The organism is Streptomyces sp. NPDC090022 (assembly GCF_044748145.1).
Lineage (GTDB): Bacteria > Actinomycetota > Actinomycetes > Streptomycetales > Streptomycetaceae > Streptomyces.
In genome coordinates this window covers 480890-503090 of the sequence record NZ_JBIVFN010000002.1, presented here as the reverse complement: position 1 = coordinate 503090, position 22201 = coordinate 480890, and the positions used below count along the sequence as shown (strand labels likewise).

At 68.4% G+C, this 22201-nt stretch carries 22 protein-coding genes and 2 pseudogenes; 8 read left to right on the top strand and 16 right to left on the bottom strand.

Features of this window, described 5'->3' with window-relative positions; all coding sequences use genetic code 11:
* Positions 1–71: 71 nt before the first annotated feature.
* The 4 genes from ACIPXB_RS06945 to bldG all read right to left on the bottom strand — a co-directional run bounded on the left by ACIPXB_RS06945 (position 72) and on the right by bldG (position 4289).
* A complete protein-coding gene (locus tag ACIPXB_RS06945) occupies positions 72–638 on the bottom strand; it encodes a small secreted protein (protein ID WP_401445470.1) in 567 nt (188 codons plus the stop codon).
* Positions 639–766: 128 nt separating this feature from the next.
* Positions 767–3145 (bottom strand): sodium-translocating pyrophosphatase, encoded by a 2379-nt coding sequence (locus tag ACIPXB_RS06940; protein WP_401445467.1) that lies wholly within the window; start codon positions 3143–3145, stop codon positions 767–769.
* 279 nt (positions 3146–3424) lie between these two features.
* The gene (locus tag ACIPXB_RS06935; RefSeq protein ID WP_401445465.1) at positions 3425–3862 is read right to left on the bottom strand and encodes an ATP-binding protein; all 438 of its coding nucleotides are present in this window, start codon (positions 3860–3862) and stop codon (positions 3425–3427) included.
* A gap of 85 nt (positions 3863–3947) precedes the next feature.
* Entirely contained in the window at positions 3948–4289 is a 342-nt protein-coding gene (bldG, locus tag ACIPXB_RS06930) for an anti-sigma factor antagonist BldG (protein WP_125647807.1), read from the bottom strand.
* 81 nt (positions 4290–4370) lie between these two features.
* On the opposite strand from bldG, the gene ACIPXB_RS06925 reads away from it, so the two are divergent.
* Positions 4371–6827, top strand: coding sequence for a DEAD/DEAH box helicase (locus tag ACIPXB_RS06925; RefSeq protein WP_401445462.1), 2457 nt, complete (start codon positions 4371–4373; stop codon positions 6825–6827).
* 75 nt (positions 6828–6902) lie between these two features.
* On the opposite strand, the pseudogene ACIPXB_RS06920 reads toward ACIPXB_RS06925, so the two are convergent.
* The 6 genes and pseudogenes from ACIPXB_RS06920 to ACIPXB_RS06895 form a co-directional block, all read right to left on the bottom strand.
* Positions 6903–7163, bottom strand: a pseudogene (locus ACIPXB_RS06920) (Rv3654c family TadE-like protein); the annotation flags it as partial.
* Positions 7160–7525: a TadE family type IV pilus minor pilin gene (locus ACIPXB_RS06915; RefSeq protein ID WP_401445460.1), complete on the bottom strand. Its 366-nt coding sequence runs from the start codon at positions 7523–7525 to the stop codon at positions 7160–7162. The gene ACIPXB_RS06915 and the pseudogene ACIPXB_RS06920, both read right to left, overlap by 4 nt.
* Positions 7512–7718, bottom strand: a complete 207-nt coding sequence (locus ACIPXB_RS06910) for a DUF4244 domain-containing protein (protein ID WP_401445457.1) — start codon at positions 7716–7718, stop codon at positions 7512–7514. The genes ACIPXB_RS06915 and ACIPXB_RS06910 overlap by 14 nt, the downstream gene beginning before the upstream one ends.
* A gap of 105 nt (positions 7719–7823) precedes the next feature.
* The gene (locus ACIPXB_RS06905) at positions 7824–8606 is read right to left on the bottom strand and encodes a type II secretion system F family protein (RefSeq protein ID WP_401445454.1); all 783 of its coding nucleotides are present in this window, start codon (positions 8604–8606) and stop codon (positions 7824–7826) included.
* Positions 8606–9493 (bottom strand): type II secretion system F family protein, encoded by an 888-nt coding sequence (locus tag ACIPXB_RS06900; RefSeq protein ID WP_401445453.1) that lies wholly within the window; start codon positions 9491–9493, stop codon positions 8606–8608. The genes ACIPXB_RS06905 and ACIPXB_RS06900 overlap by 1 nt, the downstream gene beginning before the upstream one ends.
* Positions 9490–9798 (bottom strand): annotated as a pseudogene (locus tag ACIPXB_RS06895) (ATPase, T2SS/T4P/T4SS family); the annotation flags it as partial. The pseudogene ACIPXB_RS06895 and the gene ACIPXB_RS06900, both read right to left, overlap by 4 nt.
* A gap of 44 nt (positions 9799–9842) precedes the next feature.
* On the opposite strand from ACIPXB_RS06895, the gene ACIPXB_RS06890 reads away from it, so the two are divergent.
* The 5 genes from ACIPXB_RS06890 to ACIPXB_RS06870 all read left to right on the top strand — a co-directional run bounded on the left by ACIPXB_RS06890 (position 9843) and on the right by ACIPXB_RS06870 (position 14660).
* Positions 9843–11390, top strand: coding sequence for a recombinase family protein (locus tag ACIPXB_RS06890; protein ID WP_401445451.1), 1548 nt, complete (start codon positions 9843–9845; stop codon positions 11388–11390).
* A gap of 696 nt (positions 11391–12086) precedes the next feature.
* Positions 12087–12335, top strand: coding sequence for a hypothetical protein (locus tag ACIPXB_RS06885; RefSeq protein WP_401445448.1), 249 nt, complete (start codon positions 12087–12089; stop codon positions 12333–12335).
* Positions 12336–12346: 11 nt separating this feature from the next.
* The gene (locus ACIPXB_RS06880; protein ID WP_401445446.1) at positions 12347–13792 is read left to right on the top strand and encodes a phage/plasmid primase, P4 family; all 1446 of its coding nucleotides are present in this window, start codon (positions 12347–12349) and stop codon (positions 13790–13792) included.
* Between the two features lie 79 nt (positions 13793–13871).
* Positions 13872–14183: a hypothetical protein gene (locus ACIPXB_RS06875; RefSeq protein ID WP_329101142.1), complete on the top strand. Its 312-nt coding sequence runs from the start codon at positions 13872–13874 to the stop codon at positions 14181–14183.
* Between the two features lie 3 nt (positions 14184–14186).
* A complete protein-coding gene (locus tag ACIPXB_RS06870; RefSeq protein ID WP_401445444.1) occupies positions 14187–14660 on the top strand; it encodes a hypothetical protein in 474 nt (157 codons plus the stop codon).
* Positions 14661–14912: 252 nt separating this feature from the next.
* Here ACIPXB_RS06870 and ACIPXB_RS06865 read toward each other — a convergent pair whose 3' ends face one another.
* The 4 genes from ACIPXB_RS06865 to ACIPXB_RS06850 form a co-directional block, all read right to left on the bottom strand.
* Entirely contained in the window at positions 14913–15467 is a 555-nt protein-coding gene (locus ACIPXB_RS06865; RefSeq protein ID WP_401445442.1) for a hypothetical protein, read from the bottom strand.
* 772 nt (positions 15468–16239) lie between these two features.
* Positions 16240–17085, bottom strand: a complete 846-nt coding sequence (locus tag ACIPXB_RS06860) for a helix-turn-helix domain-containing protein (protein WP_401445440.1) — start codon at positions 17083–17085, stop codon at positions 16240–16242.
* 21 nt (positions 17086–17106) lie between these two features.
* Positions 17107–17622, bottom strand: coding sequence for a DUF6879 family protein (locus tag ACIPXB_RS06855; RefSeq protein WP_401445438.1), 516 nt, complete (start codon positions 17620–17622; stop codon positions 17107–17109).
* Positions 17594–17848, bottom strand: a complete 255-nt coding sequence (locus ACIPXB_RS06850; protein WP_401445436.1) for a hypothetical protein — start codon at positions 17846–17848, stop codon at positions 17594–17596. The genes ACIPXB_RS06855 and ACIPXB_RS06850 overlap by 29 nt, the downstream gene beginning before the upstream one ends.
* Before the next feature lie 800 nt (positions 17849–18648).
* On the opposite strand from ACIPXB_RS06850, the gene ACIPXB_RS06845 reads away from it, so the two are divergent.
* Positions 18649–19092 (top strand): hypothetical protein, encoded by a 444-nt coding sequence (locus ACIPXB_RS06845; protein WP_401445434.1) that lies wholly within the window; start codon positions 18649–18651, stop codon positions 19090–19092.
* A 78-nt stretch (positions 19093–19170) separates the two neighbouring features.
* Positions 19171–19998, top strand: a complete 828-nt coding sequence (locus ACIPXB_RS06840; RefSeq protein WP_401445433.1) for a protein kinase — start codon at positions 19171–19173, stop codon at positions 19996–19998.
* Here the strand turns inward: ACIPXB_RS06840 and ACIPXB_RS06835 are convergent.
* Together ACIPXB_RS06835 and ssd are read right to left on the bottom strand one after the other, a co-directional pair.
* On the bottom strand, positions 19931–20947 hold the full coding sequence (locus ACIPXB_RS06835; RefSeq protein WP_401445430.1) for a TadA family conjugal transfer-associated ATPase: 1017 nt from the start codon (positions 20945–20947) through the stop codon (positions 19931–19933). The two genes, ACIPXB_RS06840 and ACIPXB_RS06835, sit on opposite strands and share 68 nt — an antisense overlap.
* On the bottom strand, positions 20944–22068 hold the full coding sequence (gene ssd / locus ACIPXB_RS06830; RefSeq protein ID WP_401445428.1) for a septum site-determining protein Ssd: 1125 nt from the start codon (positions 22066–22068) through the stop codon (positions 20944–20946). Before ssd ends, ACIPXB_RS06835 begins: the two co-directional genes overlap by 4 nt.
* Between the last annotated feature and the right edge of the window lie 133 nt (positions 22069–22201).

Sequence of the window (22201 nt, the reverse complement as noted above, 5' to 3'; positions counted from 1 at the left end):
GAGAACCCCGGCCTCCGCTTCGGCCGCGGGGCCGGGTCCTGTGGAGAACCCGGGCCTCCGCTCCGGCCGCGTCAGCTCTTGGTGGACGCCGGGGCCGTGCTGACCTGGCAGCCCTTCTGGGCGTTCATCGCCTTGGACACGCCGGCGACCTTGAGGCGCTCGCGGGCCTCCTCGTCGCCCTTGACCGCTGTCTTGAGGCCACCCGCGATGCCCTTGAGGTCCTCGGCGAACTTGGCCTGGTCCGCGGGGTCGAGGCCTTCCATCTGCGTCTTGAGGTCGGCGTAGCTCTTGGACGCCGCGGTGAAGCCCTCGGCGGCGGCGCGCTGGGCGGCCGCGCCGTCCTTGACGGGCGGGGCACCGGCCTTGTTCAGGGCCTCGGCCAGCGCCTTGTAGGCGTCGGAGATCTGCTGGAACGCGGCCGCGTCGGTCTTCTGGACGTCGGCCGACTTGGAGTTCTCCGTGGAGACCCGCTTGATCTCGGCGTTGGCCGCCTCGAGCTTCTTGAGCTCGGGTTCCCAGCTGTCGCAGACCTTCTTGGCCCAGTCGTTGGTCTTCTGTTCGCCGTCGTCACCGCAGCCGGACAGCACGAGCATCAGCACCGCGCCGCAGGAGGCCGCGGCCGCAAGCTTCTTGTTCACCGGATTGGTCCCTTCCAAGGCTCTGGCCGGAAGATACACGCCATCCACCGGAGAGCGCAGAACGGCGGACGGACGACGCGTCAGTCCACGTCGTCCGTCCGCCGTTCAGGCGTACGCGGGTACCGTCGCTACGACGCCACGGTGGCCGGGTCGGACGGCTGGGCCACCCGTTCGGCCGTGCCGCCGCTGTCGTCGCCGACCGCGATGCCACGCCGCTTGGAGATGTACACCGCGGCCACGATGACGGCGATCGCGAGGACCGCGACGACCGCGCGGACGACGGGGCTCGCGTCGTCGCCGTAGCTGAACTGCACGACCGCGGGGGCGATCAGCAGGGCCACCAGGTTCATGACCTTCAGCAGCGGGTTGATGGCCGGGCCCGCGGTGTCCTTGAACGGGTCGCCGACGGTGTCGCCGATGACGGTCGCGGCGTGCGCCTCGCTGCCCTTGCCGCCGTGGTGGCCGTCCTCGACGAGCTTCTTGGCGTTGTCCCACGCGCCACCGGAGTTGGCGAGGAAGACCGCCATCAGGGTGCCGGTGCCGATCGCGCCCGCGAGGAACGAGCCGAGCGCGCCGACGCCGAGGGTGAATCCGACGGCGATGGGGGTGAGCACCGCGAGCAGGCCGGGTGTGGCGAGTTCGCGCAGCGCGTCCTTGGTGCAGATGTCGACGACGCGGCCGTACTCGGGCTTCTCGCTGTAGTCCATGATCCCGGGGTGCTCGCGGAACTGGCGGCGCACCTCGTAGACCACCGCGCCCGCGGAGCGGGAGACGGCGTTGATGGCGAGGCCGGAGAAGAGGAACACGACGGCCGCGCCGAGGATCAGGCCCACCAGGTTGTTGGGCTGGCCGATGTCGAGGCTGAGGGCCATGTCACCGGCCTTGGCACCGACGTCCTTGATGGCGCCGGCGATCGCGTCGCTGTAGGAGCCGAAGAGCGCCGCGGCCGCGAGGACGGCGGTGGCGATGGCGATGCCCTTGGTGATGGCCTTGGTGGTGTTGCCGACGGCGTCGAGGTCGGTGAGGACCTGCGCGCCGGAGCCCTCGACGTCGCCGGACATCTCGGCGATGCCCTGGGCGTTGTCGGAGACCGGGCCGAAGGTGTCCATGGCCACGATGACGCCGACGGTGGTGAGCAGGCCGGTGCCGGCCAGGGCGACTGCGAACAGCGCCAGCATGATGGAGGTTCCGCCGAGCAGGAACGCGCCGTACACGCCGAGGCCGATGAGCAGCGCCGTGTAGACGGCGGACTCCAGACCCACGGAGATGCCGGCCAGGACGACGGTGGCGGGGCCGGTCAGCGAGGACTTGCCGATGTCCCGGACGGGACGGCGGTTGGTCTCGGTGAAGTAGCCGGTCAGCTGCTGGATGAGGGCGGCGAGCACGATGCCGATGGCCACGGCGACGAGCGCGAGGACGCGGGGGTCGCCGGAGTGGCCGCTGATGGCGGCGTTCTCGACGCCGATCAGCTCCTTGTAGGTGGGCGGCAGGTAGACGAAGACCGCGACGGCGACCAGGGCCAGGGAGATGACGGCGGAGATGAAGAAGCCGCGGTTGATGGCGGTCATGCCGGAGCGGTCGCTGCGCCGCGGGGAGACGGCGAAGATGCCGATCATCGCGGTGATGACGCCGATGGCGGGCACGATCAGCGGGAAGGCCAGGCCGAGGTCGCCGAAGGCGGCCTTGCCGAGGATCAGGGCGGCCACCAGGGTGACGGCGTAGGACTCGAAGAGGTCGGCTGCCATGCCGGCGCAGTCGCCGACGTTGTCGCCCACATTGTCGGCGATGGTCGCGGCATTGCGCGGATCGTCCTCCGGAATGCCCTGCTCGACCTTGCCGACCAGGTCGGCGCCGACGTCGGCGGCCTTGGTGAAGATGCCGCCGCCCACACGCATGAACATCGCGATGAGCGCGGCGCCGAGACCGAAGCCCTCCAGGACCTTGGGGGCGTCGGCGGCGTAGACGAGTACGACGCACGAGGCGCCGAGCAGGCCGAGGCCGACCGTGAACATGCCGACCACGCCGCCGGTGCGGAACGCGATCCTCATGGCCTTGTGGGCGACGTCGGTCAGGTCCTTGGCGGGCTCGCCCTTGGCGGGGGTGGCCTCGCGGGCGGCCGCGGCGACGCGGACGTTGGCGCGGACCGCCAGCCGCATGCCGATGTAGCCGGTGATCGCCGAGAAGATGGCGCCGACCAGGAAGAAGGCGGAGCGGCCCGCCCGCTGGGACCAGTCGTCGGCGGGGAGCAGGAAGAGCAGGAAGAAGACCACGACGGCGAAGACGCCGAGGGTGCGCAGCTGGCGGCCCAGGTAGGCGTTGGCGCCTTCCTGCACGGCTGCGGCGATCTTCTTCATATTGTCGGTTCCCTCGTCGGCGGCGAGGACCTGGCGGACCAGGATCTGCGCGACGACGAGTGCGGCAATGGCGACAATCGCGATGACGATCACGATCAGACGATTGTCATCGGTGAGTACTGCCGCCGCTTGAGGGGTGAAGAGCCCCGTCATTCGTCCTCCTTGACGTGTGAGCTCAAAGATGTGGACGGATTGTAGGGAGCCTCACCTGATCAAAACAGTACGCGGGAAACGGAATTGGCCTGCTGTTGCTCCTCAGCAAAAGATCGCGTCACTCCATTACGCTCGAAAGAGGTAATGGGACAAAGGCATTGACGCCCGATCATTGATCGGGAAGTCCGCACCGGGGCATGAAAAAGGCCCTGCTCAGCAGGGCTGGCAGGGCCTTTCAAAGAAATATCCGACGATGGGATTAACGATCTCGTCGGCGGGTCACGGAAGGTCCGCACCGCCCGCGGTCGGCCAGCTCATGCGGATGACACCGCCCGATTCTCCGCTGGTGACCTCGACGTCGTCGACCAGCCCGCTGATCACGGCCAGCCCCATCTCGTCCTCGCCGTCGGCGTCCGGATCGAGCACGGCGGCCATGCCGGGAACGGTCTCGTCGCCGCCGGGCGGTCCGGGGACCTCGTCGCCGACCTCGATGGAGAAGGTCTTCTCCTCCTCGTTCAGCACGACCCGGACCGGGGCGGTCAGCCCGTGGCTGCGGTGCAGCCCGACGGCACGCGAACAGGCCTCGCCGACGGCGAGCCTGACCTCGTCGAGCACTGCCTCCTCCACACCGGCCCGGCGCGCCACGGCGGCCGCGACGAGGCGGGCCGTCCGGACGTGTTCGGGCTGAGCGCTGAAGCGGAGTTCAACGGTGGCCATGCGCGTCCCCCTCGGACTCAAGGCGTGCCTTGCAGGGGCCCGGACCGCTCCGGCCCGGTACCCCCGCTCCTACTACCGGAAGCCGTCAGTCGGTGGCCGCGACGGCGTCGTCCACCGTCGTGTGGATCGGGAACACCTTGGTGAGACCGGTGATCCGGAAAATCTTGAGGATGCGCTCCTGGTTGCACACCAGACGCAGCGAGCCCTCGTGCGCACGGACGCGCTTGAGGCCTCCCACGAGCACACCGAGACCGGTGGAGTCGAGGAAGTCCACCCGCTCCATGTCGACAACCAGGTGGTAGCTGCCGTCGTTCACCAACTCGACCAACTGCTCGCGCAGCTTGGGCGCGGTATACACATCAATCTCGCCACCGACCTCCACGACCGTGCGGTCGCCGACAGTGCGAGTCGACAGGGACAGGTCCACGGATCCTCCAGCACCTTGCTATCGAGCGGCGCCCCCCAGGGGCCTCCCCACCCGAAGGTAGGGGAGGGATTGGCTGCCGCGATGGCATTCAATCACTTACCGGCAGGCGCGCACGACGCCTTGGGACCATTGTCCCCGACGCCAGTGCCACACTCGGTTCCAATGGCCAATACTCCTCGTCCCGGTCGGCCCACGGCACCCGCGGACGCACGACCCACTCCCGGCACGGTCCTGGACCGGCTGTCACGGGGGCCTTCCCGGGCTGCGCGCATCACCCATACGGAGCACTTGCCCCCTCGGGAGGGCCGTCATGCCGTCTGGCCCGACTGCATCCGAACGGATGTCGTAGCCGCCATTCGGTCCAACGGCATCGAGCACCCGTGGGAACACCAGGTCAGGGCCGCCGAGCACGCCCTGGACGGCGAATCGGTGGTCGTCGCCACCGGCACCGCCTCGGGCAAGTCCCTGGCCTATCTCGCGCCCGTCCTGACCGCTCTCGCGGACGGCGCCGAGGCCCCGAACGGGCGCGGCGCCACCGCCCTGTACCTGGCGCCCACCAAGGCGCTCGCCGCCGACCAGCGCCGCCGCGTACGGGAACTCGCCGCGCCGCTGGGCAACGCGATCCGGCCCGCCGTGTACGACGGCGACACGCCGGTGGAAGAACGCGAATGGGTGCGTCAGTACGCGAACTACGTGCTCACCAACCCCGACATGCTGCACCGCGGGATACTCCCGGCCCACCCGCGCTGGTCCTCCTTCCTGCGCGCCCTGCGCTATGTCGTGATCGATGAGTGCCACACCTATCGCGGCGTGTTCGGCTCCCACGTGGCCCAGGTCCTGCGCCGGCTGCGGCGGCTGTGCGCCCGCTACGGCTCCGAACCCGTCTTCCTCCTCGCCTCGGCCACCGCCAGCGACCCGGCGGCCGCCGCCGCCCGCCTGACCGGGGTGCCGGTCGCCGAGGTCGTCGACGACGCCTCCCCGCGCGGCGAGGTGGTCTTCGCCCTGTGGGAGCCCCCGCTGACCGACCTGCACGGCGAGAAGGGCGCCCCCGTCCGCCGTACGGCCACCGCGGAGACCGCCGACCTGCTGACCGACCTGGTCGTCCAGGGCGTCCGTACGGTCGCCTTCGTCCGCTCCCGGCGCGGCGCCGAGCTGATCGCCCTGATCGCCCAGGAGCGGCTCGCCGAGGTGGACCGCTCGCTGCCCGGGCGGGTCGCGGCCTACCGGGGCGGCTATCTTCCCGAGGAGCGCCGGGCCCTGGAGGGGGCCCTGCACTCCGGCGAGCTGCTGGGCCTGGCCGCCACCACCGCCCTGGAGCTGGGGGTGGACGTGTCGGGCCTGGACGCCGTCCTGATCTCCGGCTACCCCGGCACCCGGGCCAGCCTGTGGCAGCAGGCCGGCCGGGCCGGACGCTCCGGACAGGGCGCGCTGGCCGTGCTGATCGCGCGGGACGACCCCCTGGACACGTACCTGGTCCATCATCCCGAGGCCCTGTTCCGCCGTCCGGTGGAAGCCACCGTCCTGGACCCCGACAATCCCTACGTCCTCGCCCCCCACCTGTGCGCGGCAGCGGCCGAGCTGCCGCTGACCGAGGCGGACCTCGCGCTGTTCGGCCCGGCCGCCCCCGGACTGCTGCCCCAGCTGGAGTCGGCGAAGCTGTTGCGCCGCCGGGCCACGGCCTGGCACTGGACCCGGCGGGAGCGGGCCTCGGACCTGACCGACATCCGGGGCGGCGGTGGCCGGCCCGTCCAGATCGTCGAGGCCGCCACCGGACGGCTGCTGGGGACGGTCGACGAATCCGCCTCCCACACGGCCGTCCACGACGGCGCGGTCCACCTCCACCAGGGCCGCACCTATCTGGTCGAGCACCTGGACCTGGAGGACTCGGTCGCCCTGGTCCAGGAATCGTCTCCGCCGTTCTCCACCACGGCCCGCGACACCACCACGATCTCCATACTCGAGACCGAGACCGAGATCCCGTGGGGCGACGCCCGGCTCTGCTACGGCTCCGTCGAGGTCACCAACCAGGTCGTCTCCTACCTGCGCCGCAAGCTGATCACCGGCGAGGTGCTCGGCGAGGCCAAGCTGGACCTGCCGCCGCGCACGCTGCGCACGCGGGCCGTGTGGTGGACGGTCACGGAGGATCAGCTCGACGAGGCCCGGATCAACCCGGAGATCCTCGGCGGCGCCCTGCACGCCGCCGAGCACGCCTCCATCGGCCTCCTCCCGCTCTTCGCCACCTGCGACCGCTGGGACATCGGCGGCGTCTCCGTGCCGCTGCACCCCGACACCCTCCTGCCGACGGTCTTCGTCTACGACGGCCACCCCGGCGGGGCGGGCTTCGCCGAGCGGGCCTTCCACACGGCCCGGGCCTGGCTGACGGCCACCCGGGACGCGATCGCCTCCTGCGAGTGCGACGCCGGCTGCCCCTCGTGCATCCAGTCCCCCAAGTGCGGCAACGGCAACGACCCCCTCCACAAGCGCGGCGCGGTCCGGCTCCTGACCCGGCTCCTGGCCACCGCGCCCCCGCCCGCCTGAGACCTCTTCCGGCTGTGGCCCGGCATGGGCCCGGGCCCGTGCGGTGAAGGGGCCGGCGCGGACCTCGGCCGTGACCTCGGCCAGCTCGCCCGTGACCGTGCAGACGCCGAGCCGGGCCTCCTGGGCCCGGGCCACCCGCCCGGCCGTCACGCAGGCCGCCGCCGGGCCGTGGGCCCAGCTCACCGCCGCGGCCAGGGCCGCGAGGTCGGCGGCCGCGGCGGCCCGGTGCCGGGCGGCCACCGCCTGGCCCAGGACCAGTACGCCGCCGAAGACCGCGCCCAGGACGGTGGTGACCAGCGCCGCCCACACCGTGGCCGAACCCCGGTCCCCGCTCATGGCGGCGGCCCCACGGAATCCTCGGCCAGGGCCACCGCCCGGGCGCCCAGGCGGACGGGCAGGGCCCTGGGGCCCGGGGCGGGCGCGGACACCCGCACCCGCCACAGGTCTCCGGTCCGGGCCAGCTCCACCACCGCGCCCGGCGGGGCGGCCGACCTCGCGGCCGCCACCGCCACCTCCGCCGGCTCGGAAGCCGCCGCGGCCCGCGCGCCGGCCCGGGCCGCGTCCACGCACCGGATCTGTGCGGCGGCCGCCATCAGCGCCCACACCAGCAGTGCCGCGAAAAGCACCAGCGCGGGAATCACCATCGCGGCCTCCGCCGTCACGTATCCGCGGTCGGCTTTTTGTTCAGAACGGCACATCGAGCGCCTTTCCGATGGTCGACTGCAGTGCGGTGGAGACCACCTCGCTCGTCACCACCTTGTACAGAACGGCCGCGAACGCACAGGCCGCGATCGTGCCCATGGCGTATTCCGATGTGGACATCCCGGCATCGGCCCTCCGCGGGCGGCGGAGTTCGATCAGTCGGGTACGGACCGAGGAAATGATCTTCACGGTGACTCTCCTTGCTGTCGCATGTCATGAATCGCCGTCACCGGCGCTGTCGTTATCGCTGTCACGGCTCGGATGTTCTTGTGTTCTCGTGTTGTTGATGTGATTTCAGGTGGAGCCGAGAAGGCCGGCTGCCATTCCGATCACCACCGGCGCGACTCCCACCGCGAGAAACGCGGGGAGGAAACACAGCCCGACGGGTGCGGTCACGAGGACCGCCGCCCGCTGGGCCTTCGCGGTCGCCCGGCGGGTCCGCTCCGCACGCAGGCCCGACGCGATCCGGGAGACCGGCTCCGCGACGGGAGCGCCCGTGCGCGCCGCCCGCTCCAGGCAGTCCGCCAGCGGTCCGGCGCCCGGCAGCTGCGCCAGCCTCCCCCAGGCGGCCCCCGGTTCACCGCCGAGCCGGAGCTCCGCCCCGGCCAGCGCCAGCCGCTCGCCCACCGGGCCGCCCAGCGACTCGCCCACCACTTCGGCAGCCTCCACCGGCCCCGCCCCGGCCGCCAGACAGGCGGCCAACAGGTCGGCGGCGAAGGGCAGCCGCCGCTCGGCGCCGGCGAGGTCCTCCCGCGGCGGCCGCTGCCGGACCTTGCGCTGCCAGCGGCGCACACCGACCGCGGCCACGCCCCCGGCCAGCACCCCCGGCACCCCGCCGACCAGCACCCAGCAGACGGTCAGCGCGCCCACCGGAGCTCCCCAGGCGGCCGCGGCCGACCGAACCCGGGGGCCGACCGGACTCCTGCGGCGGCCGAGCTCCGCCGCGAACAGCAGCGCCAGCCTCCGCCTGGCCGCACGCTCCCGGATCCCCGCCACCACCACCGCGCCCACGCCCAGCACCACCGCCGCGAGCACCAGCACCGTCCCCAGCCTGTGGACGAAGAACCCGCCCTCCATCACCGCTCCCCCGCCCGCACGATCCGCCGGCACCACACCAGCCCCAGCACTTCCAGGACCCCGCCCACCAGCAGGCAGCCCAGCCCCATCGGGGTGTGCAGCAGCACCCGCAGCGGGTCGGCGCCCAGCGCCGTGCCCATCAGCAGCCCCACCACCGGCAGCAGCGCCAGCACCACCGCCGTGGAACGCGCCCCCGCCAACTGGGCGCGCAGCGACTCCTGCCGGTCGCGCTCCGCGCGCAACGCCCCTTCCAGCCGCTCCAGTCCGGCGGCCAGCCCGGCGCCCCCGTCCACCGACACCCGCCAGCAGGCCGCCATCCCGGCCAGCCCCTGAGCTCCCGGCTCCCGGGCCGCCTGCCGCAGCGCCCCGGCCACATCCCCGCCGAACGCCGCCGCGGCCAGCACGCCCGCCTCCCGTGGGCCCGGCCCGCCGGGCCCGGTCACCGTCCGCCGCAGCGCCGCCGAGAGCGCCTGCCCCGGCTGCGCCCCCGCCCGTAACTCGCCGACCGCCGCCCCGCACAGGGCCACCACCCGCTCCGCCCGCGCACCGCGGGCTCGGGCCCGCTCCCGTGCCCGCAGCCGGCGCCGCACCAGTGGCACCGCCAGCGCCCCCGCCACCAGGGGCAGCACGGACCCGCCCAGCAGGGCGAGAAGGAGCCCGGCCGCGACACAGGCCACCTCGCCCCACCGCACCACCGCCGCCCGGGCCGCCAGACGCTCCCACCGCACCGCACGCCCCGGCGGCCGCACCCCGTGACCTCGCGCCAGCAGCGCCCCCGCCCGGCGCGAGACCCGCTCGCCCCGCACCGGCAGCCAGGCCAGCACCGCCCCCGCGCACAGCAGCCCGGCCAGCACCGGCGCCTGCCCGCCCACCGCTCCCGTGCTCATCGCAGGCCTCCCAGCAGGGGCCGCAGCCGCTCCCAGCCCCGCTCCCGCGCGAAGCCCCGCGCGCCCCAGCGCAGCGCCGGCACCGTGACCACCAGACCGGCCGCGTCCCGCTCCAGGACGTGCACCTCGGCCACCCGCCGCCGCCCGTCCCGGCCCCGGACCAGATGGATCACCAGGTCCAGTGCGGCCGCCAACTGGCTGTGCAGGGCGGCCCGGTCGAGGCCGGCAGCCGTGCCGAGCGCCTCCAGCCGGGCCGGGACGTGCGCGGCCGCGTTGGCATGGACCGTGCCGCAACCGCCCGGGTGTCTCGCCTAGCAGTGCATGGCGATCGACTCACTGGGACCCTGATGTGAAGCAACCCACCGTCGTCATTTACGACCGCCTGTCCCGCCTCTTCGCCGAGGAAGCACCCGACCACCGCATTACCGCCTGCAAGGCATACGCCGAACAGCGCGGGTGGAGGGTCGTGCACATCGCCACAGACACCAACGTCAGCGGCGCAAGCCGACTGGAAGACCGCCCCGGCATGCGCGAAGTGCTGACTTGGCTTCCGCGCGCTGACTACGTGCTGGCTTCCAAGCTGGACCGGTATGCACGAAGCGTTCTGGAGTTTCAGCGGCTCCTGCGCGCTGCCGAATCGACCCACACAACGATCATCACTGCCGATGGCGTGGTGTCCCCGGAAAATGCATCCATCATCATCAACGTCCTTGCCGCATTCGCTGAGTATGAGCGCGACATGATCAAGGCTCGCATCACAGACAGCAAGAAGCACTTCCGCTCACGGGGCAACCACCTCGGCGGACTGGCCCCCTACGGCTACGCGGTAAGCGGACCGATCAACAACAAGCGATGGATCATTGACGAGTCTGCGGCCGATGTCTTGCGTGACTGCGCCGACAAGCTGATCAATCACGGCGGATCTCTGACGGGCCTTGCCCGAGACCTGAATGAGTGCGGAATTCTGCCCCCGGCAGACCATGCACGCAAGCGGGACGGCCGGAAGCTACGCAACCAACGTTGGCACTCAACAACTCTGCGGGATGTTCTCTACACCCCTGCTGTTCGCGGGTGGCTAGTTCAGGCTACGCCCGGAGAGAAGCGTGGCGCTCTCACAAATCAGCCCGTGCTAGATGCTGAGGGGAAGCCCATTTCGGCTGGACCGGAAATCCTCAGTGCCGAAACCTGGTCCGCAGTCCGCGCGATCATTGACGGAAAGTCGAAGGGTCGTGGCAGCGAGCGAACCGGCAAGGCACTACTCCTTCATGTTGCGCTCTGCTCAGAGTGCGACGGCCCGATGTACCGGCAACGCCGTGCCGTGAACGGAAAGGACTACAGCACCTACGTATGCCGCAATGGTGTGGGCAAGCGAGGAATCCACAAGCCCAACGTCATCATTGCCCGGCATCTCGAAGAACTGGTGACTGCCGATTACCGGAAACGGTTTGGCACTTTCAAACTCATGCGCTGGGCTGAGCCGGACGGCAGCGCGGTACTACAACACTCCGAAGTAACGGAGCGAATTGAGCGCCTTGCAGGGAACCTTGGACAACTGGACCCGAACGGCACTGCGGCGCGAATGGTGATCGGCCAGATCGCGGCACTGGAAAAGCGGCAGGCGGAACTAATGGCAGAGGCCGAACACGCCGAAGGCCGCTGGGTGGACGCTGGGGGCACCATCAGCGAAGCATGGGAATCACGCGACGAAGAAGGGCGGCGCGCCTTGCTCGCCGACCTAGGCACAAGGGTAGTGATTCGCCCGGCAACTCTCGGAGCAGCTAGGCGATTCGACCCCACGCGGGTCTCCCTGAGTTTCGCTGGCCCTGCCTGGTGGCGTGAATCTGAACCGGCAGAAGCGCACTTGCTCGCTCTCGCGCTGGAAGAAGAGTTGAGTTGACCCCCTAGCCCCTGAGGTTCTGAGTCCCGTTCGGTCATTGACCGGGCGGGGCTTTCTCATGCCCTGAGTGGCCCCCTGAGGGCTGCCCGCACGCTCGCTGACACCTGGGACGGGCGGACCGCCCAGGGCGCTCAGGCGGGCACACAGGGCTTCACGTGCAGGCTGCCGCCCACGGGCAATCCACTCCTTCACTCCCCTTTGAAACCGCTTGCCGGTAGCCCCACCAACGAGGGGAAGCACCATGACCGAGGCTCCGCTCGTAGGCACTCAGGCGGGCACGTGGCACCCCGCCCCACTCGGGAACAGCGGGCAGACCCACGGGAGCTGGTGTCAGAATTCCTGACACCTGAGCAGACCCTCTATACGCGTATGGGAACTCTCTACAGGTGCAAGCTTTTTCGACACCTCCGCTGCGGTCGCCACTTGGCAGCCGGCCCACAGGCGATCGACTCACTAGATACATTTAGAAGGAACGATGCGGGTCCCGCCTCCACGCGGAGGCGTTCGACTCCCTAACTCCATTCGAGACCGGTTGGACGGCGAATCCAGCATCCCGGTCATGCGCTGACGCGCACCCCCTTTCACTAAGCCCCCGGTCTCGTACCGGTTTCATCGCTGCGGATTTCGCCGTCCACGCAGCGTGTGAGACCAGGTACGAACCGGGGGCTTTTTCTTTACCTAAAAGGACGGCGAACCATGAACGGTTACCAGCATTACCAACGCGCTGAGCAGATTGCAGCGGAGTGTGCGCAGTACGGCGTGAACCCCGAAACAGTGGCCCTTGCTCAGGTTCACGCGACGCTATCTCTTGCTGCTGCCACTGCTGACGCTACGAATTTCAAGCGAGACCTGTACGCGGGAAATGGCGAAGACCTCCCGGCCGCTAAGACCGCCAAGAGTCGTGCCGAGCGTGCCGCCGCATCCGCTGCCGCTTTTCTCGACTAGGAATGGCCACTATGATTTTCGATGACGCCTACTGGGTCAAACAGCGCGCACGGCTGGACGTGAGCAACGATGTTCTTCACGTAAATTTCGCGAAGTTCGTTGCTGATCATTGCGCGCATCGACTCAAGCATATTGAGCACGTTGGTTGGTATCGCTGGAATGGGACTGTCTGGGAAGCAACCGGCAATGACGGGGCGGCAATGCAGGCCATCACGGATGCTGTTGCCATTCTGGCTAAGCGCATCGTGGATTCGCCTGGTGACACTTCATGGGCTTCCGCTGCCATGAGCAAGATGCTCGTAAATTTTCAGCGCAGGGCAATCGTTGCTGAGATGAGCGTGCTTCGGGAGTTTCACGCAAGCGTTGACGACATGGACGCACAGCGGCACCTGTTGACGTTCCAGAATGGCACCGTGGATCTCCGGTCTGGTGAAATACGGCCACACTCGCCGGCTGACCTGCTGACTCAATGCGCGAAGGTTAAATACGTGCCTGACGCTGAGGCTCCGCGCTGGCTTCGGTTTGTGGAAGAGGTCTTTCCGGATGACGGCGAGCTACAGCGGTACTACCAGACGTTTTTGGGTTATTGCGTGACTGGCGAGGTGCGAGAGCACGCGCTAGGTGTCTGGTACGGCGCTCATGGCCGGAACGGTAAGGGCACGACAGTCCGCACGATGCAAAAGGTCTTTGGCGCTGAGATTATCCGGGAAGTTGAGTTCTCGATTTTTGAGAACGTCCGAGGGCAGGCTCCGCACACTGAGCAGATTGCAGCCCTTCGCGGGGCACGCATGGTCGTTGCTCAGGAAGGCAACCCGGGTACGCCGATGAACACGGCGCTCTTGAAGAATTTCAGCGGTGGCGACCGAATCAGCACCCGTCACCTTATGGGCAAGGTCTTCTCCTATGAGCCGACATTTACCATTGTGCTGGCGACGAACCACCTGCCGGAATTCTCTACAGGTGGTGCAGCATTGTGGGCGCGGACTAAGGCAGTTCTGTTTGGCCAGTCTTTCGCTGACCGACGGGACCCAGACCTTGAGCCGACCATTCAGGGCCCGGAAGCCGAGGGTGTTGCCGCATGGGTTGTTCGCGGAGCGACTCGCTATTACGCCGAGGGGTTGAAAGACACACTCAGCGTGATTCAGGCCACGGAACACCACAGAGACAGCGTCGACCCGCTTAAGGACCTAGTGGGCGAACTCTTCGACTACTCCGAGGGCGGGGAAGTCGGCCGTTCTTCGTTCAATGCCGAGTTGAAGATGTGGCGGGACAACAACGGCGACAAGTCGGCGAAGTTCAGCCCGTCCAGCGTGAAACGACATCTACTCGATAGCGGAAAGGTCCAAGAACTCCGGCGCAAAAATAGGGGTTGGGTCTACACCGGCATTCGCCTGGTGAGTGACCCGGATACCACGGCTGGCCCCGGCATCTTCGACCACACCGACGCTGCCACCTGAGTACCTAATTCTCCTACCCTTTCCCTCCCCGTCCGCAATCGGTTGCAGCGGGGCCTCTCCAAAACGTAAGGAATTACCGATGACCGATACCCCCTGGTACATGCGCAAGAACCAAATTGTTGAGAAGCGTGATCCAGAGCGAATGCGCCGACACCTTGAGTCGCTGGCATCTGTGGCCAGCGAGGAACTTGACGCCGAGTCGGCCCACCTTCGAGCCGCTGAGGCAAAGGGCGTTCAGCTCAGCCCCGCGCAGCGAATGACGATGGGCTATTCGCAGATTGCCCGCAGCGCCGCCGATCAGCTAGGCGTCCAGCCGTCCAAGCCTGAGCCTTCGCCGTCCGGCGATCACCTGACCCCTGACCAGCGCATTGCGCGCGGATATGGAGCTTGATCTATGACTGCCCTTGAGAATGCCCGTAAGGCCGCTGAGGCCGCCGCAGCGAAGCTATCCGCCCTGGAGTCCGCCGAGGCCGAGAAGGCCGCCCAGAAGGCCGCTCAGCGAGACGCACGCCAGCGTGAGCTAGACACTGAGTTCCTGAGCCGCTGGGAGGCGCTCGACGCTGAGCTGCTGGCAGTCGGTTCGAAGTCTGCCGCTGACGCTGTGTACGAGGGGGTGGATTCGGTTGCCGCCGTTGCTGCCTTCTGGATCGCCCGCGCTAAGCGCAATGCGGTTCGGACCCATGCGCGAGACGCGTTCTTCCGGCTGCACGGTCGACACCCTGACGACACCTTCGCCCGTGAGCTTTCCGCTCGGGACATGATGGTTGCGGCGCGACTGGACGAGGCTATTTATGGTGCCTCTCATCGTCATGCCGCTGACCTCGCCACTGCCCTTGAGGCTGAGTGGTTGGTGCCGGATGGCGCATGACGCACTGGACCCGGGACCGAATGGCGATTACCCATTCTTCCCTCGGTTGCCGGACGGCTCGCCCGCATGGTCTGACCAGTGCCCTGCTGTCTATCACGGTTCCCGTGTGCCCCGAGGCGTTGCCACCATTGTCCGCGACCATCAGCGCATTGTGATTGACCAGACTCCACGCGACGCAAACGGCGACCCTATCATGCCGCCGATAGTCTCGCCGAATTAGCAGATAGCCCCCCTGTATCCCGTGCAGGGGGGCTACCTTACACTTCCGTCATCGTCTAGGGCAGCCTGAGCGAGAAATACGAATCGGTCTAGAGTCTCTTCAAATTCGCGCGCCTCTTCCGCGATCCGATCCTTTATCCCCTGCAATGCCTCTTCGCTGGTTGTTCGCTCCCCAGACACGTACTGGTGAAGTCCCAGCACGCGGAAGGTCAAAGCATTGCTGAGTCTTTCAAGCTTGCTTGCTGTTGTCGCGATTTCCTTCGGCCCGGCTAGCGCAACCTCTACCCATTTCTCTTTCACGGCATCGGCCGCTTCCTCGCAGCGTGCAGTAAAGGTCTCATTGATCCGTTCGAAAGGGAATGCATCATAGGCGACCGCGAGTATCGCGACATGATCATTCATCCTCGATGTCACGGCGATGAATTCTTTGTAGGCGCCGTGTCGCGGCTCTCGCCTCTCCTTCCGATGTTCTGCGCGGGCTGTGATGCGTACACCTTCCCGCTGAGCCCAACCCGTGGCCATAGCCGCGCCAATGGTCGCCACCGAACCCGCCAACGCCCCGCACACTGCTGCCAATCCTGCGTCCATGCGGCAACCCTCACGGCTCAGAAGTCGGGCCGTCAAGAGGTCCGTGTTGCCAGCGGCACGCCCCTTCACTTGCGCAACTCTGCCCCCTTCGCCGGCATTTGAGGCCCACCCCCACTGACCAGTAGATATGCCCCGCGCACCCCACCTGACCCCCCTTCGCTGTCGCTATGCCCCCGGCCACGGGTAGGCACTCAGACCCTTGGAGCAGCCATGCCCCGAAAGCCTAAGAAGCCTTGTACTCAGCCAGGTTGCAGCGAACTCACGGATGGCGGTCCGTGCACTGAGCACAAGAGACAGAGGGACCAACAGCGAGGATCAGCGAGCAAGCGCGGTTATGACGTCGGCTGGCAGCGAAAGCGAAAGGCTTATCTGTACGCGAATCCGTGGTGTGTGATGTGCAGTCGACATGCGAACGTCGCGGATCATTGGCCGTTGAGCCGTAAGCAACTGTTGGCGAGAGGTGAGGCAATGCCTGATGCGCCAAAGCACCTCAGGCCGTTGTGTACTGCATGCCACAACAAGGAAACAGCTAAGAACCAGCCGGGCGGATGGGCTGCCGAGAAGGCCAAGCGAAGGCCGAATGACGTTCCGCCGTTCTGACGTTCTGAGTCGCGTCTACCCCCTGGGGGGTGCCCCCCTCCCGGCCCTGAGATTGACCGACAGGGAGGCAAAAACCTAGCACCGCAACTCAAGGCGTTTGCGCGGGATGATCTTTCCGCCGTAGCCCCGTATCCGCTGCCTTCCTGGTGGCCGATACGGGGCTTTCTGTGTTTCATCCCACGGCGTCAATGGCTGCTGTGATGAGCGACCGAGCCTCAGCCCCGTGGACGGCAACCTCTTTCAGCTTTCCGAAAGCCTTGAGGTACAGCGCTACGTCACTCGGCTGAGTTTCCTTGATGGCCGCCGACAGGGTTTCCACATGGACACGCTTGCCATCAAAAATTGTGAACGTCTCCAACGGCCATGCTTGCCGGGGCGCCGTGAACGGAATGATTCCCAGCGAGATGGAAGGCAGCGCCATCACGGACAGCAGGTGACCTAGCTGAGCGGCCATTACTTCGGCGCTGCCAATCCGGTACCGCAAAACCGCCTCTTCAACCAGTACAGCGAACCGGTGGTCCCCTTCACGGATTACGTGTGACCGATTCATACGTGCTTTCACAGCGTCCGACACATCGTCTGGTGTCCCGCGAAACTGTGCAATGGAGGTCAGCAAGGCAGTAGCGTAACCGGGAGTTTGAAAGAAGCCGGGCACCACGTTGGAGCAATAGACGTGGAATTGCTGTGTCTGCTCGTAGAGCGGTACGCCCGACTCCTGAAGCCGCCGGAGCCCTGTTCGTTGCAGCCGCTTCCACTGGACATACATGGAATCCGCTTGCCGGTTGGCGGCAATCAAGTCTTCGGCTTGCCGTGACACGCCGCATGCTGTGCACCAGGCCCTTATATCGGCGTCGCTGGGCGGTGTCTTGGCATGCTCAATCCGCGATGACTTTGACTCACTCCACCCGCACCGGACAGCCAACTCACGGCCCGTGATTCCTGCGTCAAGCCTCATCTCCCGCAACCGCACGGCTACGGCTTCCCTGGCTTCTTGGGCTTTGGACGAAGGGGATGACATGGGTTGACTGTCCGGTTCGACTCAGATCGTGTATTCGCTGTGCGGGGTTGCGCGCTGCCAGACTTCTTCGAACGCGCTGGCGCAGAGCTTCAAAGTGCCGGCGTCAGTGCTGAGTTCATCCGCGACGTGGCTGCCATCTCCGGCGAAGTAGTGGAAGCGAATTAGGTTTCCGTCGAACAGCCAGAAGTCATTGGCAGGCAGCAGGAATCCCGTTGCGTGACTACGGCGCAGCCAGCGCACATCCTCGCCAGCAACGACGTTAGCGCGCGTGGCGTAGTGCTCCCAACGGATGTATTCGCTGACAGGTTCCGAGACAACGCGGGCACGCCGAATAGCCACACCCCGCAACACGGCATCCGCAATGGTCTGATGGAAGGGGTGCCACCAGGATTCCCGGTTGTCCCAGTCGATGTGTTCCCCGCGCTGCCATGCTTCTAGCCGGGGGTTGCTCCCATAGTCGTCCCGCAACTCCAAATGGACGGCGGATTCACGGGTGTTGGCCAGCAGTTCACTGAACGGCGGAACGCTCGACGGCATCGCACGCTTCCCTGATCATCGGCACCATGCGGGCCGGAATCCTGACGACTTCCTCGCTGTCCGGGATCGTCCCCTTGGCCGGACTGCTGGCCTCACAGGTCGCGCGGAGTTCAGCGCCAGCCTTCCAGCCCTGCAACACCAGTTCTCCCGCCTCTTCATCAGCCCAGACGGTAGGGCAGTGTTCAAGGTCGGTGTTCGGGTCGATCCCAACGAACCGTAGCGCCATGACAGCCTCTCTCCGTTGCGGTTTGCCTGAACTTGCATGGCCCATACTCCCGTTGCTGCGCGGGTAGTCAAGACCGCCCGCAACGAATCAGTGTGCAAGCTCATGCAAGTTTGCGGAGTTCCGGCCGGGCCGACTTTTAGCGTCGTCATCACCACGACTGCACCGAGGGGACGGCGGACATGGCGGCAAAGACCGAGACCGACGCGAGACAGCGGGAGTACACGACTTTCGCCCCCTCGGGGGAGACGTGCCCGGCCTGCCGGAAGCCGATCAAGAGCCTTGAGCGTTGTCGCCGGGGGGAGGTCGAACGTCAGTCGGCCGGTCCCGCCGTGGTCTATCGGCACATCGACTGTGACGACCCGCAGGGGCTCAAGGCCGGGTCCAAGTCGTGACGGCCCCAGCTAGGCGCGCGAGAGCCCGCCTGGACGCCTTACCGGCCCCGAAGCTGGTCAGCCTCATAGACGACCCGGACGGGCCTTACAGGGACTCTCCAGAAGGCTGGTGGACCGAGCGGGGTGGAGCGCTGGACGTGCGGTCCGGGGTCGTCTACTTCCCGCCTGGCAGCAACCCGCCCCCGTCCCCGTTCCGCGACGAGGAGACGTGAGGGCCGCGCGCGGCCTGGTGGTGGGTCTCGCTGCTGCTGCGTGGGTCTACGTCGTCGCCGTCATCGTGGCCCGAGGCTGGGCCGCCTAAATCTCCGTCCCTGCCGGACGCATATCCGCATAGGTGTTCCCCCACCAGGAATCCCGGCAGGGGCGGCGCAATGCACCGTGCTCCACTCGACAAGGAGGAACACAGGAATGACCGCAGTAGCGAATGACCTCAAGACCGGCCGCTCCCTGGTGAGCGCCGACCTTTTCGACAGCATCGCTGAGTTCACGGTGATCCACTTCGGCTACAGCCGCGACAAGGCGGAGCGGGCCACGGATCAGGCTCTCGCGTTCGTCGCCACGGTCGGCACGGCTGCGGTGAAGATGGTCCCGAGTGACGACGTGGACGGCGCGCTGCACGCGTTCATCCTGCACACCGCCGACTACCGCGAGTTCTGCGAGACGTACGCGGGCCGGTTCCTGGAGCACAACCCGCGCCCGGGTGGTGGTGGCCGGGTTCTGGAGGAGGTGCAGGCGACCGCCCACGCGATCAAGGCCAACGGGTTCCTGGTGCTGGATGCGCTGTGGACCGTGAACGGCGAGAACGCGGCGCAGTGCGACTCTGACTGCGGACGCGACTACCGGGCCGCCTGACGGCCGGCTGACCCGTACTGGTGAGGGTGGGGCCGGTTCTCAACTGCGGGAACCGGCCTCACTGTTGGAAGGTGAAGCGTGATTTTCGAAGGTCCGTACAGCCCGCCGGACGGTGCGCTGCAACTCCTCAATCCGGGGCCCGCCGAACTGGTGCTCAACCGGCGCGGGTCGTCCGTGTGGAAGGTCAAGACCGAGGCCGGTCCCTACGCGGTGAAGGTGGGATATCCGAGCCGCACGCATGCATGGACGGCGCTTGCTCCTGCCCGTGAAGCCGCCGTTCTGCGACAGCTCACCCATGAGCGGATCTTCAGCGGGGAGTGGGAGCACGGCACGTGGGGCGCTCAGCCGTGGCGGCGAGGAGACAGCCTCTATGACCGGTGGGCACCCTGCCGGGATGGGGAGGCTGAGCCGAACCTCGGACAGGCCCTGTCGTGCGCCGTGGCGCTGTCGGGGCTGCATGAGATGGGATGGGTTCATGGGGATGTGCAGCCCGCGCATCTCCTCCTGGGTGAGGTAGGCGGCGCGTTCCTGATCGATCTTGCGCTGTCCAGCGGAGGACGGATTCCCCGCGCCTATGACTTCCCGTACCGAGGCTGTCTCGTCCACTACGAGGCCCCGGAAGTCTCGGCCAGCGTGTTGGAATCCGGAGCGGCAACGCCGACACAGGAAGCAGACGTGTACGCGCTGGGAGCAGCACTGTTCATCAGCGCGACGGGCTGGCGGCATGTGGCCTACCCGGACGACGCTCCCCGGGAGGTACAACGGCAGGCCGTCGTGGCGGGCCCTCACCGCCCCGTGGACGTGCCGGGAGTGCTGGGCAGCCTCATCCCCCACATGCTCAGCCGTACGCCCGCTGACCGGCCCACCAGCGCCGAGGTATGCGAGAGGCTGAGCGCCGCCATGTAGGGGTTGGTCCTAGCCCCGTCTGTGCGCTCGCCCCACGGCGCATGGCCGGGGTTTCCCCATGTGCGCTAGCCGGATCTATGTATGGTTTGGGTAGGCACCCGCCCTCGTGCCCGGTGTTGAGCGCGGCCAGCAGATCCGCGACCTCCGGACCGCGCACCTCGCCCACCACCAGCCGGTCGGGCCGCATCCGCAGCGCCTGCCGGACCAGATCGGCGAGCGTGACCAGACCGGCGCCCTCCTGATTGGCCGGGCGGCTCTCCAGCCGCACCACATGCGGGTGTTCGGGGCGCAGTTCGGCCGAGTCCTCGGCCAGCACGATCCGTTCCCCCGGCCCCACCAGCCCCAGCAGCGCGCTCAGCAGCGTGGTCTTGCCCGTGCCGGTGCCGCCCGAAATGAGGAACGACCGCCGGGCCTCCACCAGCGCCCGCAGCATCCGCTGTCCGCCGGGCGGCAGCATGCCCACCGCGACCAGCTCCTCCAGCGTGAACGCCCGTGGCCGCACCACCCGCAGCGACAGGCAGGCCGATCCGACGGCCACGGGAGGCAGCACCGCGTGCAGCCGGGTCCCGTCCGGCATCCGGGCGTCCACCCAGGGCCGGGCATCGTCCAGCCGCCGCCCCGCCACCGCCGCCAGCCGCTGTGCGAGCCGGCGCACCGCGTCGGTGTCGGCGAAGGTGACCCCGGTCAGCTCCAGCCCGCCGCCCCGGTCCACCCAGACCCGGTCGGGCGCGGCCACCAGCACATCGGTGACCTCCGGATCGGCGAGCAGTGGCTCCAGGGGTCCGGCTCCCACCAGTTCGGATCGCAACGCGGCGGCGGTGCCCAGCACTTCCGCGTCGCCCAGCAGCCTGCCCTGCTCCCGCAGGGCCGCCGCCACACCCGCCGGGGTCGGCTCGGTGCCGGTCTCGGCGAGCCGCTGCCGTACGGCGTCCAGCAGTCCCGTACTCATGCCGGCACCCCCTGGGCCGCGAGCGCCCGCTGCCAGAACCCGGCGCAGAACCGGGCCAGGGCGCTGCGGGCGGACGATCCCGGCGGCTCGCCCTCGGCCACCCTCCCGGGCAGCCCCACCTCCAGCGGCACCTCACCGGCGAGCGGCACCCGCAGCAGCCCGGCCACCGCCTCGGCGTCGAGCCCGCCCGGGCAGCGGCCGCGCACCACCACCCGCACGTCCCGGGCCACCATGCGCACCCCGGCCGCGACCCGGGCGGCGGCGGCCACCGACCGCAGCTCCCCCGGGACCACCATCAGCACCAGGTCCAGCTGCGCCAGCACCTCGGCGACCGCCTCGTCGACGCGGCGCGGGAGGTCCACCACGACCACCCCGCCCCGCCGACGGGCCGCGGCCACCACCGACCGCACCGCCGCGGGCGGCACCGCCACCCGCTCCCCGCGGTCCCAGCTGAGCACCCGCAGGGCGTGCAGCTCGGGCAGCGACTCCTCCAGGGCCCCGGCGGCGACCCGCCCCCGCGAGCGGGCGAAGTCCGGCCAGCGCAGCCCCTCAGCGCCCTCGCCGCCCAGCAGGACGTCCATGCCGCCGCCCAGCGGATCGCCGTCGATGAGGATGGTCCGCTCCCCCGACCGCGCCGCCGTGACCGCCAGGGCGCACGCCAGCGTGGAGGCGCCGGCCCCGCCGCTGCCGCCGATCACGCCGACGGTCAGCGCCGGCCGCCCGGCGCCCTCCACCACATCGGCGAGCCGGTCGACGAGCCGGGCCTCCGCGTCGGGCAGCCGCAGCACCTGCTCGGCGCCGATCTCCACCGCCCGCTGCCACACCAGGGGATCGTCCGGCTCCCGCCCGACGAGGAACACCCCGTCCCGGCGCGGGGCACCGCGCACCCGCCGGGCCGCGTCGTCCCCCACCAGCACCAGGGGTGCGGACTCCCAGCCGCTGTGCTCGGGCATCGCGTGCCGCACATGCGCCCGCGCGCCCGCGGCGGCGCACAGCCGCAACAGGTCGTCCAGCAGCGCCGGGTCCTCGGTGATGATCAGCGGCCTGCCCGCGCCGGGCTGCGGCACACCCCCACCCGGCCCGCCACGCTCCAGCAGTTCACTCGACTTCGATCCAGCCACGATCTCCGCCTCCTTCTCGCCGCAAATCCACGACCGCGCACTTCGCGGCCGGAATCACCGTGCAGCGATCCGGAAAAAAGCGTGGATCTTGGTCGAATACTGTGGACAGCAAGCCCCCTGTGAATAACTCCAT

Bases quoted from the DNA above. Each gene is read 5' to 3' on its own strand.
- ACIPXB_RS06915 (WP_401445460.1), bottom strand. From the start codon at position 7,525: ATGTGCCGTTCTGAACAAAAAGCCGACCGCGGATACGTGACGGCGGAG.
- ACIPXB_RS06885 (WP_401445448.1), top strand. From the start codon at position 12,087: ATGAACGGTTACCAGCATTACCAACGCGCTGAGCAGATTGCAGCGGAG.
- ACIPXB_RS06860 (WP_401445440.1), bottom strand. From the start codon at position 17,085: ATGTCATCCCCTTCGTCCAAAGCCCAAGAAGCCAGGGAAGCCGTAGCC.
- ACIPXB_RS06880 (WP_401445446.1), top strand. From the start codon at position 12,347: ATGATTTTCGATGACGCCTACTGGGTCAAACAGCGCGCACGGCTGGAC.
- ACIPXB_RS06900 (WP_401445453.1), bottom strand. From the start codon at position 9,493: ATGAGCACGGGAGCGGTGGGCGGGCAGGCGCCGGTGCTGGCCGGGCTG.
- ACIPXB_RS06870 (WP_401445444.1), top strand. From the start codon at position 14,187: ATGACTGCCCTTGAGAATGCCCGTAAGGCCGCTGAGGCCGCCGCAGCG.
- ACIPXB_RS06835 (WP_401445430.1), bottom strand. From the start codon at position 20,947: ATGAGTACGGGACTGCTGGACGCCGTACGGCAGCGGCTCGCCGAGACC.
- ACIPXB_RS06855 (WP_401445438.1), bottom strand. From the start codon at position 17,622: ATGCCGTCGAGCGTTCCGCCGTTCAGTGAACTGCTGGCCAACACCCGT.
- ACIPXB_RS06905 (WP_401445454.1), bottom strand. From the start codon at position 8,606: ATGGAGGGCGGGTTCTTCGTCCACAGGCTGGGGACGGTGCTGGTGCTC.
- ACIPXB_RS06925 (WP_401445462.1), top strand. From the start codon at position 4,371: ATGGCATTCAATCACTTACCGGCAGGCGCGCACGACGCCTTGGGACCA.
- ACIPXB_RS06850 (WP_401445436.1), bottom strand. From the start codon at position 17,848: ATGGCGCTACGGTTCGTTGGGATCGACCCGAACACCGACCTTGAACAC.
- ACIPXB_RS06845 (WP_401445434.1), top strand. From the start codon at position 18,649: ATGACCGCAGTAGCGAATGACCTCAAGACCGGCCGCTCCCTGGTGAGC.
- ACIPXB_RS06940 (WP_401445467.1), bottom strand. From the start codon at position 3,145: ATGACGGGGCTCTTCACCCCTCAAGCGGCGGCAGTACTCACCGATGAC.
- ACIPXB_RS06935 (WP_401445465.1), bottom strand. From the start codon at position 3,862: ATGGCCACCGTTGAACTCCGCTTCAGCGCTCAGCCCGAACACGTCCGG.
- ACIPXB_RS06865 (WP_401445442.1), bottom strand. From the start codon at position 15,467: ATGGACGCAGGATTGGCAGCAGTGTGCGGGGCGTTGGCGGGTTCGGTG.
- ACIPXB_RS06875 (WP_329101142.1), top strand. From the start codon at position 13,872: ATGACCGATACCCCCTGGTACATGCGCAAGAACCAAATTGTTGAGAAG.